The sequence below is a fragment of the Paenibacillus sp. 7541 genome (genome assembly GCF_002276395.1).
Taxonomy (GTDB): Bacteria; Bacillota; Bacilli; order Paenibacillales; family Paenibacillaceae; genus Paenibacillus_AQ; species Paenibacillus_AQ campinasensis.
The window spans coordinates 49280-63125 of sequence record NZ_NQLZ01000022.1; the positions used below are offsets into that span (position 1 = coordinate 49280).

A 13846-nucleotide genomic window follows, 5' to 3' on the forward strand; every position below is an offset into this window, starting at 1 on the left:
CTCCTACGTCGCCCGGAGGATTCTCACATCTCCCGGAATCACTTTCTCGCCTTCATACAGCATAAATCGTCCATTCTGCCATTCAATCCGGAGCAGGCGGTAATCATCGGATTGATACTGCCATACATGCTGTTCTCCGCCCTCCATAAACGGCGTTTTCCCCGCTACAGTCACATGACCGTTATACTCTTCCTCCAGGTGAAAAACATGCTCATCCAGCTCAATCGTTGTCGGAACTTCACCCGGTGTGTCCAAGCGGCCATCAATTGCATGATACAGCGCATACTGAACCATCTCGCGCACCTCAATATAGAGATATGCGATCCGGCTGCCATCCTGCAGTGTCAGCAGCGCGGCGTTCCGGCTCCGGTTCTGGACGCGGCCTGTCACCTCATATGAAACCAGCGACACCTCACAGATATCGCCGGGGGACAATTCAAGCGGACTCTTCTCCTTGATCTCCGGCTTCGGCTTGGCAAACATATTGCCGATTCGTTTCCATACGCTCATCATCCATATCCCCTATCTCATCATCTTACAAACATGCTGTAATAATCAGTGCCCCAACGATGTGCAGAGATCCGGCTAACAGGCCGTAGCCTGTCTTGCCTGCCTTCGTTCCCTGATCCAGATCAAGCCCGGCAAAACGCCGCAGCAACAGCTCTGTCAACGTTTCGAGCACCAGCAGAATGATAAAGGAGATGATGGAGACAATAACCGCCTCGAGCAGGTGATAGGCCGTGCTGATCGATACAGATAAAATATAGCCCTGGGCTGCCAGCTTCAACACGAGCCGCGTCGTTACCGCCATATTCCCGGCTTTGACTTCCTCAAGATCCTTGTATTTCGTAAACAGTGAATCCACCCACATCAGCACGAACAGCAGCAAGGCCCCTGTCGCCGTCCACAAGAGCACGCTTAATAACATTTCCAAATTCATAACGTTCCCCCACATTCAACTTTCCGTTTGCTTTCATTCAAGAGCCGCAGATCCTGGATGTGCACCGGACATTTGCATATAGAAAGACGAAGGAGATGTCCGCCCGAAAGCTTCCCTGTCCTCCTTCGCCTCCACTTGCCGTCATTGTTCGATGCCCGTTTTACTTGTCCTCGTACTGTTTCATCAGAGCTGCAAGCTCATCTTCGATTTGCTTGTCTTTGCCAAGGCTTTCGAACTCTTCGTCCAGCGATTTCTCACGCTTGGTCATCTCGTTGCTAGCCTCTGCTCTTGCTTCCATCTGCAGCATCTTCTCTTCCATGCGCTTCAGGCCGGCAGATGCCGAGTCGGAGCTGAATCCGTTCATCGCCTTGTTGATTTCATTCTGTGCCTTGGCCGCGTTGTAACGGGCTACCAATGTTTCCCGCTTGTTCTTCATCTCGGTCAGCTGCTTGCGCATTTCCTCCAGCTTGCCGCGCAGATTATCGGCTGCCAGCTTGTTCTGATCATAGCTTGCCTTGTACTCATCCCGCTTCGCTTCAGCAGCCTTCTTCTCCTCGAGCGCCCGGCGAGCCAGATCCACGTTCTGTGCTTGAGCCGCTGTGTGTGCCTGCTGGGTCCGCTTCTCCACCAGCGCAGCCTGCTCCTCATAAAGCGCTTTGAAGCGCTTCTCAATGGCAATCTGTGCTGCAACAGCCTTCTCGGCGTCCTCCAGATCTGCGGTCATATCCCGTATATATTGATCGGTCATTTTGATTGGATCTTCAGCCTTGTCAATAATCGCGTTAATGTTCGCCATCGTTAAGTCGCGTAATCTTTTAAAAATGGACATGGTTCCCTTCCTCCGCTTCAGTTCATATTTGAGTTTGAAACACTATGACTATTGATACGTGGTGATGCCGCAATACGTTTCAAAAAAATCAAAAAAATATGGCTCGTATCAGATATCCGAGTTTGACTTCCCCTCAGGGTGTGCCCGCTGTGGGAACGAGAAGACTTCCGACCGTTCTGATGTCAACCACGGATGATTGGCATGAGCCACAATATCGATATATTCTCATTATACATGTGCCTGCTGCCATTCAACCAGCACTTTCTCCAGCTTCCCGCGCGTTATGAACACAATGGCCTCCGTTTCTTCACGGGTTAAACCCGGATAATGGATGCCCATCACGACCGTTACCTGACGATCCAGCCTCTCTGCTGCCTTCAATGCGAACTCTCCTGTCAGCAAATACTCCTTATGCCCCGGCACCCGAATGGTGTCCACGGCGAACCCTGGCCGCTGCGCAGTCCGGTATGCCGTGGATATTGCCCCAATATGACTTGCTCCTCCGGTGATCGTAAACAGAACATCTTCGCCATACCCCTTGCACTCGACCTGTATATCATCAAACTTCCCTTGGAACGGGACCATCGGTTCAGCCTCCCTCACATTTGTATATCTTCATTGGATAACAGCATGAAGTCCACTTGCCATGAACATTGTCATACGGAAGTTGCTTGCCCTTTAGAGAGACCCTAGCTGTCCTTTACTCTTCGAAAGAGAACGTCTGGGCTTGATTTACTCATATCGCTTGTCCAACAAGAACAAATGCTGAGCTTTTTTCAAAACCGTGATCCCCAAGTTTCATTTCTCCACCTATATCCAGAACTATTTCAAGAACAATGCAGGCAAAACTTACCGCGACGCCGTGGAAGCATGGCACGAGTAAGAGAAGCGGCAGAAGGATCCCTCATACAAGAAGAACATTGCTCCTCAATTTGAATACAATCAATTCATTCGCGATTTTTATGCAGACCCGAACAACCGAGGCAAAGACCGCACAGCTGCAATCGAAGCCTGGAATGAAATCAAGAAGCTTCCCGGAAGCAATAAATATACGCCCTCATTGTAGCTGGCCGTTTCCCAGTCTTGATGCCGTATTCGGAATTCCATCACAACGTAAAGGTATCCCGTACGCTTTCCGCGCCTTCGAGACTCTCTTCAGGACCGTCAAGTGACTCTCCTCTCAGCTATAAAGTTAATTCGCCAGCGTTTTCTTTATATTATATAGAATTTCATTTATTGGAAGACAAAGATATAGTAGGAATTGACCACTGCTTAATTTAAGCATGACAGCCCTCTCGACTAAACAATACTCCTTTTTAGATTAAGCAAATTTTTAAGCTTGTGGGGTGACTTTGCTTGCAGCAGACAACCGCCATTCGTCAAAACATAGAATCTCATCTGAGAGACCGAAGCTGGTCGATCTCTCAAATTGCTCAGATCGCTGGCGTTAACTCTGGATCGCTTAGCCGTATCTTGTATGGAATAAATCACTATCCATGATGGAGCTCAACCGGATTACGGCAGCCCTACTCTGCCCGAACCCTGATCCGAAATGAACAATCTTCTTCAGTAATGAAGTCATACTCCGCAAGCAGCAATGGGAGGAAACGGTCCGGGTCCATCCCGGCTGGATTCTGAATCTGGACGCCGACGAATGGTTCGAGTCCCGCTTTGAGAGCAGGCTGGACGCAATGCTGGAGCAGACCGATTATGACGTGTTTTGCTTCCGTCTGTAGGACTTCTGGAGTCCGACGCACTACCGGGAAGACATGTATTGGAACGCACAGCATTACTACCGCCCTTTTCTTGTTCGATACAAGCCGGATTTTGTCCCCGGTGGAAAGAAACGCCCCAGCATTTCGGCAGATTCCCGGAAAATGTGTTGGAGCTGCCGCATACGTTATCCAGCGTGCGTCGTCTCAAGCATATGGGATGGGCGGACCCGAAATCATCGTCTGGAGAAATGCAAACGGTACAAACAGCTTGATCCCGATAGCAAAATACGGCTGGTCCGCACAATATGATCCATTCTCGACAAGACGCCCAACCTGATTGAATGGCAGGAATAGGATCTCTCCATCCGCTCCGTGCTCAATAACAAAGCGCGGCTCCCTGTGGGAAGCCGCGCTTCTGTAATGCTATGATGACCTGGATTAGGAACGGTACCCCCGCTCGTACGGCTTCGGCACTTTTTGCTCACCATCCAACGCTTTGGCTGCATGAATCGCCCAGTATGGATCACGGAGCATCGCTCTGCCAATCGCTACAAGATCGGCCTTGCCAGAAAGAATGACGTCCTGCGCATCCTGATATTCATCCAGTAATCCGACCGCGATCACCGGCACCTCGAGCTGACGCTTGATTTCGGCTGCCAGTTCTACCTGATATCCCGGCTCTGCTTTCGGCCCTCCACCGGAACCGATCGGCCCTTCTCCGCCTGAAGATACGTGAAAAATATCAACCCCGGCGTCTCTGTACCGCTTGCAGATTTCCAGACAATACTCCACATCGTACCCGCCATCGACATACTCCTGGGCAGATACGCGCATCAGAATCGGCATGCCTTCCGGCACGACCTCTTTAACTGCCCTGACGACCCGCTCTCCGAACAGCGCCAGATCCTGGCCATACGCGTCTTCACGCTTGTTCGTTAACGGTGAGTGGAATTGATGGATCAAATAACCGTGTGCACCGTGGATCTCCACCGTATCAAATCCGGCTTCTACAGCGCGGCGAGCCGCCTGTTTATGAGCTTCGATTAACTGCTCAATCTCCTGCGTAGACAGTACCCTCGGCATTCTAAAGCTGTCATTGAACGGAATCGCCGACGGTGCCACAGGAGGATCTGCATCCTGAGCCTTGCGTCCAGCATGGCCAAGCTGGATCCCGATCTTGGTTCCGTATGAATGCACAGCATCCACCAGCCTCCGGTATGCCGGGATATGTTCATCCCCCCAGATACCGGTGTCTTGGTCTGTGATTCGTCCTTCCGGATGAACCGCTGTCATCTCCACAATAATCAAGCCTGTACCACCGACGGCGCGGCTTACATAATGTACGTAGTGCCATTCGTTCGGGATCCCGTCTTCAGTCTTCACGGAATATTGACACATTGGCGGCATAACGATACGGTTTCTCAGCGTTAAGTTTTTGAAATTATAAGGTGTAAATAAATCAGCCACTCGATATCATCCCTTCCGAACCAAATCTGTCTAATTATCTCCTATCGATGTCTATTATACACCTTCCTGGGATTAACGAAAAAGAACCTTGCTTGGGGATAATTGCATACCGTGCTGGGAATACCATAGGAAAACGTCTTTGGCGATCTCAATCTGCAAACTCCCGGATCTATGCATGCAAGAACGGGCCCATATCATTCTCACATCATGCTTTTTCTCCATAACTAAACTGTAATCAAAGGAGTGAGGGTCATTGATGAAAAGCTATCCGATTATATGCTGTTTGCTGTTCTTATTCGGAATGGTCATCTCGCCAGGCGTTGCGATGAGCGCAGCTAATCATGGCGATGTCCTCGCTGTCCTGGATCAACTTCATTCCCCTGTGGTTTCCGATACGTTCGAACAAGGGAACGATTCAGGAGGTGCTCAGCAAGACGCTAAGAAAACGCCAACCTTGAGTCAATTAATGACCCAATATCCCGACACATTCCGGACCCGTGGTCCCCGCGTCAAGCGGATTGCTCTAACCTTTGACGATGTGCCCGACCCCCGATTTACAGGAAAAGTGCTTGACGTTCTTCAGCAGTATGATGTCAAAGCCACCTTTTTTGTCGTCGGTAACCGGGCCAAGAAGCACCCCGACTTGCTGAAACGCATTCACGAGGAAGGTCATGCGATTGGCAACCATTCCTATAACCACGCCCAACTGAACAAGCTTCGCCTGCCTGACTTTATCAAGCAGATTGAACGGACCAATGCCGTCATTGAATCCATCGTTGGTGTGACGCCAACCCTCATCCGCCCGCCTTATGGCGACATCAATGAAGAGCAGCTCAGATGGGCCAGGAAAAACGGCTACAAGGTGGTGAACTGGAACGTCGATTCCCTGGACTGGAAAGGACTGAACAAAGATGAGGTCAAGCATAATATTTTATCCGCCATCGGTCCGGGGTCCATCGTCCTCCAGCATGCAGGCGGTGGAGCCGGTTCGGATCTCACCGGAAGCATTGAGGCGCTGCCGGAGATCATTACAGAGCTGATGCGTCAAGGTTACGATTTTGTCACGCTGCCGGACATGCTGGGCGTTCCCGAAAGCCAATAGCAAGATGTTACAGGTTCTCATGAAATGAAAAAAAGACGGCTGAACCACAATGTGATTCTAGGAAAGCCGTCTTTTTTCAAGATGTGCGCAAGAGCTGTGCTATTTGATGAAATATAAGGTCACGTCCTGGATGCCAAACTCTCGAACGGATTTGGGTGAACCCGGAATGAAGATATCGATCTTGTTTCCCTTGATCGCTCCGCCAATGTCTCTAGCTTCTGCAACAAAGGCTTTTTTCGGAAGTCCAGGGTGGGTGTGACCGGTGACCAGCACCTTGGTTCCCAGCGGGATTACTTTCGGATCAACTGCGATTGTACCCAGCTCCAGCGGATTTCCGAAATAATCGACCGCTCCCCAGCCGCCGTTCTCGCTTGCAGCCGAAGAATATGCTGTTGCCTTTACGTTAAGGGTTTTGGAATAGTCAAAGGTTTTTCCCCATGCCTCCACCACTTTATTCTCCGGAAATACGTTTAATGTTGGCAGCATCACCGCCGGCGAGGCCGCTTGGGCCTTGGTAGCCGCGACGGCTTTCGCCTCGGACGGAATCGTTATTTTGAGACCTGCATAAATATTGGTCGCTTTAATGCTCGGATTGGCCTGCATCAGCTTGTTCAGGTCCACGCCATACTGTTTGGACAGAACATAATATGTATCCCCTTCTTTGGCGGTATGCACCTTGCTGGCCGCTTCTGCCGGATGTGGGTGTATTACAAAAGAGATGCCCATGGCGAGCGAGCAAGCGGTGATTAAGTTTACGGTCCTGCTCCACTTCTTAGCAGCGCTTCTCTTTCTTCTTGGCGAAACATTGCGGTTATTCTTCTTCAACATCCAATTGCCTCCTTGTTCTTTCACCCCGACCATGGGAGTGAAATCGCTACAGGTTCTCGAAAAATGATATAACGGTTACGAATATATCACAAATTTGTAACCTTTACTGCAAGTAAATGCTGGAAGGGAGGGGCATGCCCCTCCCTTTTTCTTAGGTAGATCCTATGATTCAATTTTATATTTTTTATCCTCTTGAAGTGTGACATTTAAAGCCTTCGCCGCTTCTGCCAGCAGATCCTGACAGAAATAATAGTGTTTTCGCATCGTAATATGCTCTTCTTCCGTCTCGAGGTAAATAAGATCGTTAAGCTGTGGACCGCTCTCTGAGTTGTAATAGATGGCAACGACTTCCCTTCCCCAGAGCTGTTCGCATTTGGCGAACTGCTTCTCGAGCAGCGGGTCTTTAAAGTCATCAGCCAGCGAGTGCTTGATACTTGTTTCTTTTCCATACTCTTGTCCTACATGAACACCGTCCCATTCAGCATGCTCTGCCAATAGCGAGGCCATCATGTCAAGATTCCGATGATTGAAGGCTTCGATAAAACGATCCACGAGCCTTGCTTTTTCAGGGGAATTCTGTTCGGTTAGTACGGTTGTTTGTTTCACTACACTTCGTGGTATATCCATGGCTCTAGATTCCGTTTGTTTCAACTTCCTCAATCTCGCTCGTGCCCGATGCAGCGCCGATTTAACAGCCCCTTCACTCATGGTAAGCAATTCGGCTGCCTCACGCGCAGTAAAATCAAATACATCCATGACAAGGACGATGACAGTCTGTTTGGGTGTCAAGCTGCATGCTAGCATTTCTATCGATTCTTGAACCTCCATCCCGCTCATCGGCATGGTGTCTTGCATAAGCTCTTCTGCGTTGTCCATCAGGGTTTCTTTATTTCGTTTTCTTTGTTGATTTAACCATGTATTCGTTGCGATGCGGAACAGGTAGCTTCTCGGGTTGAGGGGTTGCCATACCTGACCTAAGATGGCCAATGCCTTGATTAACGTTTCCTGCACCAGGTCTTCTGCATCCCACGGGGACTTCGTTAGACTGAGACAAAACCGCCATAAATCCGAACGATAAGGTTCAATGATAGCCAGAAACCTGTTTTTCAGCTGCCACGCTTCCCGCTCCAGGCTTTGCAAGTCTTCTGCACGATGCATGTTTCATCTCCTCCAATGCTTTATTTCTCCTTCACTCTAAAAGACACTTGAACCTGGGATTTCGATACGGGGGATATCAAAGTTTTTTGGCTTACGGCCTAAACCCGATGCATCTGCTCAGGCTTTCCCGTGTTTATTGCTTTTATGATCATTTTACTAGATTTTTCATTCCTAAATGAATGGATGTGGGCGAGCAGCAGGTATGCATCCTCCCGATCACGTTTCCCGCTCCCTCTTTCCTTACAGACAAGACAAGCGGAGCCCGAATCGGGACTCCGCTTGTACTTGCTATCGCCTTCACCTAAATACTAGCTAATCATCTGCTTACTTCTGAACTTCACTTAACCGATCAGAATGCTGCTTACTGCTGGCCCTCCAGCCATTTCGTAGCTTCTTCCTGCGCTTTCTTCATCGCGTCCGCAGCGGACAATTCGCCGAGCAGGATGCGCTCCACATTCTCGGACAAGATGTAGCGCGGCTGTCCGGCACGGTACGGATAACGCGGTGCCCACAGCTGGCTCATCTGTTTCAGGATGATATCCATTTGCGGCACTTCCTTCACACTTTCCCACTCTGCTGCCGCTTTAATGACAGGCATGCTGTGGGAACGCTGTTCATTCCACATGTACTCCTGGAAAAACTCGCTTCCGCTGAACTTCAGCCACTCCCAGGCGAGATCCTTGTTCTGGCTGTTCGCCCCGATGGCAAACGGGCTTCCGGCAAACATGCCGCCCATGCCCTTCTCCGGATGCTTGAACAGCAGCGCTCCCTGATACCGCTCTTGCGTGCCAAACGTCTCCAGGCTGTTCACAAAGCCTGGCGCCACGCGCAGGTTAATGGCAACATTGTTGTTATTCTGCAGGAAATTCTCGGCTCCCTGGTTCACCATTACGCCTTCTGGTGCATACTGGGCCGCTTCCTTCAGCAGCTCCGCAGCTTCGATCATCGTAGGCGAGTCGAATTCCAGCTTCATGTCCTTCCACAAGAATCCGGTACCCCACTGACCGCCTTTCGACTCGTTAATATTCATGATGCTGTCTGCAGCATCGTTGCCGTTGAAGGTCAGGCCATAGTTTTTTTCACCGGTTTTCGGATTGGTGCCCGTCATTTTGGATGCTTTCTCTATAATCTCTTCGATCGTTGGCTCTTCGGATAAGTACTCCACGCCCCAATCGTCGAACAGCTGTTTATCATATACGATTAAGCGTGCATCCCCGATGAATGGCAAGCTGTAAATCTCCGGCTCCTGATCGTTTGGCCCCATCGCTCTCCAGCCGTCCACCTGACCGTTCAGATAGATGTCCAGATCGAAGCTGTCCCGCTCAATATAGGGCTGAAGCGGCTCCAGCAGCCCTTGTTCCGCGAATGTAGCAATGCCTGGCAGCTGATACACATCCGCCGCACCGGACTGAAGCATGGTCTGTGTTTTCTCGTTGTAGTTGTCCCAGCCCATCAGAACAAATTCGACTTCCGTATTCGGATACAGTCTTTCGAACTCATCTTTCAGCACTTTCACGCCTTTGGACGACTGTCCTGTAAGCGCATCGGTCTTGTCCTCCAAAGAGAAATCGCCGATCAGCTGAACCTTCAGCTTGCCGGACAGCTCCGGTCCAGCGGCTTCCGCCGAGTCCGTCGTTTCTGTCTGCGCTTCGGTCGTTGTCTCGCTCGTATTCGCCCCGGCATTGTCGGTGCTGGTCCCGCCGCAGGCGCTAAGCGTCAGCGCAAACAACAACAGCAGGGTGATGACAACAAACTTGGAATTTACTTTGATCATCGTTATTCCTCCAGATGAATGAATGATTTTTTTTAAACCCCGTAGTGCCTATCCCACAACCAGACTGCTTCTCCCGATCCATCGCTTCCACTCTCGTTTGATTGTCCCGGGCCCATCACTCTCCTTTCAGGCCGCTGAGTGCGACGCTTCGAATGATATATTTTTGGAAAAACAGGAACACCAGCAGCAAAGGCAAAATGCTCATCGTGGCCAGCGCCATCGTCACACCGGCAAGCCGGCTTCCATTCTCGGCGGAGAAACTCGACAAGAACAGCGGCACCGTCTTCAGATCCTGATCGTTGATTACCACCAGCGGCCAGATGAAGGAATTCCAGCTATCCTGAAACGACAGGATTGCCAGCGTTGCCGTAATCGGGCCGGTCAGCGGAATGAAGATGTAGAAGAAGGTTTTGAACTCCCCCGCACCATCCATCTTGGCAGACTCCCGCAGCCCCTCCGGGAGCTGGTCGAAATATTGCTTGGTCAGCACAAGCCCCAGCGCATTCACGAATGATGGCAGAATGAGCGGATACTTCGTGTTGATCATCCCCAGATCATTGAACATTGTAAACATCGGAATCAGACGAGTCTCAAACGGAATCATCATCGTGGCCAGCACGGTGAAGAACAGCAGCCGCTTGCCCTTGAAGTCCCCCCGGGAGAAGGCATATCCCCCCAGCAGTGCCGAGCCGACGCTGAAGGTGACGCTGAATACCGCGATCACTATCGAGTTCCAGTAAGCCTGAAGCAGGGCATTGTTCTCGAATACGAGCCGATAGTTGAACCACGAGAAATCCCCGGGTATGAGTCTTGGCGGGAACGGCATCGCCAGATTGGCCGTTCGCTCCAGGCTGACGCTGATCATCCACGCGAACGGATAGATCATCGTACAGGCGAGCACCGTCAGCAGGATGAATATGACCCCGTTTATCAGTTTCCGTCTGTCTTGCATGCCAGGCATATATGGATCCCCCGTCCTTGTTAAATTTTCATGCGCAGCAATTTGGTATTGATATAGGTGAAGATCAGGATGAATACGAACAGAATGTAAGCGGCTGCTGAAGCAATCCCGTATTCATTCCCGCCGAAGCCGCGTTCGAATATGAATCCGACCACGGTGTGAAGCGATCGGGCCGGACTTCCCTGCAGTCCGCCAAGCATGTAGGCGTCCGTGAAGCGCTGCAGCCCTCCAATCCACCCAAGTACAAACAGGATCGTCAGACTGCCAACCATATTCGGCACCGTGATCCGCCACCACTGTTGGAAGGGAGTCGCGCCGTCAATCGCAGACGCCTCATAATACTCAATCGGGATCGCTTGCAGGTTCGCCAGATTAATAATGATGACGAAGCCGAGCCAATGCCATACGGACAGTATGATCGCGCCCCATTTGGCTGAGGTCGGCTGGGACAGCCACACGACCTTCTCGAACCCGAGCAGCTGTGCGACATAATTCAGCGGCCCGTCCGGATGCAGAATAGCAAGGAATACGGTGGCTGCCGCGACCATCGAGGTCGCATTCGGGATGTAGAACAGCACCTTGAACAGATTGGAGGATCGGCGCAAGCTGTTGATCAAGCAGGCGATCAGAAAGCCGATCGGAATCGCAATCAACAGCTGGAACACCGTGATGTATACCGTGTTGTACACCGCATACCAGAACGTTTCCGAGGCGAGCACATCGGCATAGTTCTGCGTGCCGACAAACCGCTCGTTCGCTCCTCTAGTGAAGCTGAGCCGGAGCGATTCGATCAACGGGTACACCGTAAACAGCAAGATGCCCAGCAGTGTTGGAAGCAAGAACACATACCATATGGCGTGCGACTCCCTTCGTGAAGCGACCCTCCATTTTCCGAATAGTTTCGTTCGAATCTGCGACATATTGTTGACCGGACAGCGACTACGCTGCCCTCCCTCCTTTTCGTGGAATCAACGACAACGACAGGGATTACTTATCCTTCCGATGTGACAAGCTTGATTCGTTTCCATTTGCCCGACCGCCAGCGTGCGATCATGAAGGCGCCTCTGACCCACTCATCAATCACGAACACGATCCATACCCCATAAATGCCCCATCCGAGCGTCATCGTCAGCACATAAGTGAGCGGCATGCTGAAGCCCCACATGATGATCAGGCCGACGATGACGGGGTACCGCACCTCTCCTGTCGCATTCAGCGCGCTGATCATCATGACATTGCATGCTCTGCCAGCCTCCTGAAGGATGCCGATCAGCATCAGGATCTTCCCGATGCGAAGCACGTCCGGATCATCCGTGAACAGGCCCAGCAGCGGGACGGCTGCGATGTACAGCGTGCCGCTGATCAACACCGAGGCTGCAACCGCAAGCAGCGTGTACCGGATGCCCATCCGGCTGGCCTGATCATAGGCTTTGGCGCCAATGCGGTGACCGATCAGGATGGCAGCGGCCATGCCAAGCGCTTCTGACAGCAGGAACACATAACCCATCAAGGTCTGGGTATATACCTTGGTCGTTAGAGCGGTTGTGCCGATCACCGCAATCATCATCGTGACAACCACCTGGGAGGCCGTATAGGACAGGTGTTCTCCCGCCGAAGGAATGCCGAGCCGGAATATTTGCTTCAGATCTCGCCCGAAGGGACGCAGCATGACCGCAAGGGAAAGCTTGGCCTCCAGCCCTTTTATCAAGAACACCGCCGCGATCACCGAGCCGACCAGGCGGCTGGCATGCGTGACCCACGCCACCCCGGCCACCCCGTAAGTGGGAAGGCCCCATGGGCCATACAGCACAACATAGTTGCCCAGTGTATTCAGCGCCACCATGATGACCGATAAGAGCAGCATCCGCTTGACAAGGCCGTTCATGCGCAGAATCATTTCCGAGGTCATGACGAAGGCGGTTGCGTACGCCCCCAGGCTGATGATTGACAAGTATGTTCTTCCTTCATCCATAAGCTCCGCAGGGAGCTGGATCGCGCCCAGCACCGGTCCCGCAAATGTATATAGTGACAGCCCGACCAGCAGCCCGAACATCATGTTCGTTCCGAGCGCAATGGAAGCAATTCTCGTTGCGTCCTGCACCCTGCCTGCCCCGGAGTACTGGGCGATCAGAATCGACGCGCCCACGATGATAAATCCGAACAGCAGATGGGCCGCGGTCATCACCTGCGACACGGTGCCGATAGCGGCAACCGCTTGATCGGAATGACCGCTTAACATCAATGTGTCGATTGAAGCGATCAGCGTCTGCACGAACTGGCTCAGCAGAAGCGGCCAGGCCAGCCGGAACAGCGAGAACCGCGGCGATTCCTCGAGGAAGTGCTGGCCGGGCTCGGCCAATTTACGAGCGGTGGCCATCGGTTGACCCGCGTTTCATCAGCTCCATTGCCGGGGTCAGGTCGGTGACGGACAGCGCATCCACGCCCATATCCGCATAATGGCGAAGCAGGGGCTCGTCGGCCGGGAGCGTATAGAGCCACACCCGCAATCCGAGCTGATGCGCTTGCGCCACGAGGGCAGGCCGGCATGAGCCGTACTGCGCATTGATTCCGGCATAGCCTGCTTGCTCTGCCTGCTGGCAGTACTGCCGGATACGCTCTTCATAGATGTCATCCGCCAGGTCCGTCGGGATCGGCGGCAGATTCCAGATAACATGCCTCGCGCGCGGGCCGTTGGCCAAATGATCGGTCACGCCTGTGAAGTACACCTGGCTCCATACATCCAGCCGATCAACAACGGCCGCTGCAGCTGTATAGGCTTCCTCGGTTTTGAGATCCAGGTTGAAAGCAACTGGCTTTCCTCGATACGGGGTGAGGATGGTTTCCAGCTTCTCGACCGGCTCATAACCGGCCGCAGTCCATTCCTCGTATGTATATTGTGAGACGTCGGGCTGATCATCATGGTATAGGACCGCTATGCCGTCTCGGGAAGTCCGGACGTCGACCTCCAGCACATCGGCCCCGGTCTCGTAACCTGCCTGGCAGGAGACGAGCGAGTTATAAGGCGTGCCATCACATCCGGTATGGGCAATCCAATCGAATTGATTCATTTCT

At 52.0% G+C, this 13846-nt stretch carries 13 protein-coding genes and 1 pseudogene; 2 read left to right on the top strand and 12 right to left on the bottom strand.

Features of this window, described 5'->3' with window-relative positions; genetic code table 11:
* Positions 1 to 3: 3 nt before the first annotated feature.
* From CHH75_RS13780 to lpdD, 4 genes are all read right to left on the bottom strand, one after another.
* The gene (locus CHH75_RS13780; protein ID WP_095398469.1) at positions 4 to 510 is read right to left on the bottom strand and encodes a DUF4178 domain-containing protein; all 507 of its coding nucleotides are present in this window, start codon (positions 508 to 510) and stop codon (positions 4 to 6) included.
* A 25-nt stretch (positions 511 to 535) separates the two neighbouring features.
* The gene (locus tag CHH75_RS13785) at positions 536 to 940 is read right to left on the bottom strand and encodes a DUF350 domain-containing protein (protein ID WP_095398470.1); all 405 of its coding nucleotides are present in this window, start codon (positions 938 to 940) and stop codon (positions 536 to 538) included.
* 160 nt (positions 941 to 1100) lie between these two features.
* A complete protein-coding gene (locus CHH75_RS13790; RefSeq protein WP_095263737.1) occupies positions 1101 to 1769 on the bottom strand; it encodes a PspA/IM30 family protein in 669 nt (222 codons plus the stop codon).
* 228 nt (positions 1770 to 1997) lie between these two features.
* Complete coding sequence (lpdD, locus tag CHH75_RS13795; protein ID WP_176475568.1) at positions 1998 to 2354, bottom strand: prenylated flavin chaperone LpdD; 357 nt, start codon at positions 2352 to 2354, stop codon at positions 1998 to 2000.
* A 184-nt stretch (positions 2355 to 2538) separates the two neighbouring features.
* Here lpdD and CHH75_RS25315 point away from each other — a divergent pair.
* A pseudogene (locus tag CHH75_RS25315) lies at positions 2539 to 2835 on the top strand (DUF6434 domain-containing protein); the annotation flags it as partial.
* A 1087-nt stretch (positions 2836 to 3922) separates the two neighbouring features.
* Here the strand turns inward: CHH75_RS25315 and CHH75_RS13810 are convergent.
* Positions 3923 to 4951: an NADH:flavin oxidoreductase/NADH oxidase gene (locus CHH75_RS13810; protein ID WP_095263734.1), complete on the bottom strand. Its 1029-nt coding sequence runs from the start codon at positions 4949 to 4951 to the stop codon at positions 3923 to 3925.
* Between the two features lie 256 nt (positions 4952 to 5207).
* Here CHH75_RS13810 and CHH75_RS13815 point away from each other — a divergent pair, with 256 nt between their 5' ends.
* Positions 5208 to 6053 carry a polysaccharide deacetylase family protein gene (locus tag CHH75_RS13815; protein WP_095398471.1) on the top strand — a complete coding sequence of 282 codons (846 nt, stop codon included), beginning with the start codon at positions 5208 to 5210 and terminating at the stop codon, positions 6051 to 6053.
* A gap of 99 nt (positions 6054 to 6152) precedes the next feature.
* Here the strand turns inward: CHH75_RS13815 and CHH75_RS13820 are convergent, their stop codons facing one another.
* The 7 genes from CHH75_RS13820 to CHH75_RS13850 all read right to left on the bottom strand — a co-directional run bounded on the left by CHH75_RS13820 (position 6153) and on the right by CHH75_RS13850 (position 13842).
* Positions 6153 to 6779 (bottom strand): 3D domain-containing protein, encoded by a 627-nt coding sequence (locus CHH75_RS13820; RefSeq protein ID WP_230875646.1) that lies wholly within the window; start codon positions 6777 to 6779, stop codon positions 6153 to 6155.
* A 264-nt stretch (positions 6780 to 7043) separates the two neighbouring features.
* The gene (locus CHH75_RS13825; RefSeq protein WP_095398473.1) at positions 7044 to 8039 is read right to left on the bottom strand and encodes a sigma-70 family RNA polymerase sigma factor; all 996 of its coding nucleotides are present in this window, start codon (positions 8037 to 8039) and stop codon (positions 7044 to 7046) included.
* Positions 8040 to 8400: 361 nt separating this feature from the next.
* The gene (locus CHH75_RS13830; protein ID WP_095398474.1) at positions 8401 to 9813 is read right to left on the bottom strand and encodes an extracellular solute-binding protein; all 1413 of its coding nucleotides are present in this window, start codon (positions 9811 to 9813) and stop codon (positions 8401 to 8403) included.
* A gap of 115 nt (positions 9814 to 9928) precedes the next feature.
* Positions 9929 to 10774, bottom strand: coding sequence for a carbohydrate ABC transporter permease (locus CHH75_RS13835; protein WP_095398475.1), 846 nt, complete (start codon positions 10772 to 10774; stop codon positions 9929 to 9931).
* A gap of 20 nt (positions 10775 to 10794) precedes the next feature.
* Positions 10795 to 11694: a carbohydrate ABC transporter permease gene (locus CHH75_RS13840; RefSeq protein WP_095263729.1), complete on the bottom strand. Its 900-nt coding sequence runs from the start codon at positions 11692 to 11694 to the stop codon at positions 10795 to 10797.
* A gap of 71 nt (positions 11695 to 11765) precedes the next feature.
* Positions 11766 to 13151 (bottom strand): MATE family efflux transporter, encoded by a 1386-nt coding sequence (locus CHH75_RS13845; protein WP_095398476.1) that lies wholly within the window; start codon positions 13149 to 13151, stop codon positions 11766 to 11768.
* A complete protein-coding gene (locus CHH75_RS13850; RefSeq protein WP_095263727.1) occupies positions 13135 to 13842 on the bottom strand; it encodes a glycerophosphodiester phosphodiesterase in 708 nt (235 codons plus the stop codon). The genes CHH75_RS13845 and CHH75_RS13850 overlap by 17 nt, the downstream gene beginning before the upstream one ends.
* Between the last annotated feature and the right edge of the window lie 4 nt (positions 13843 to 13846).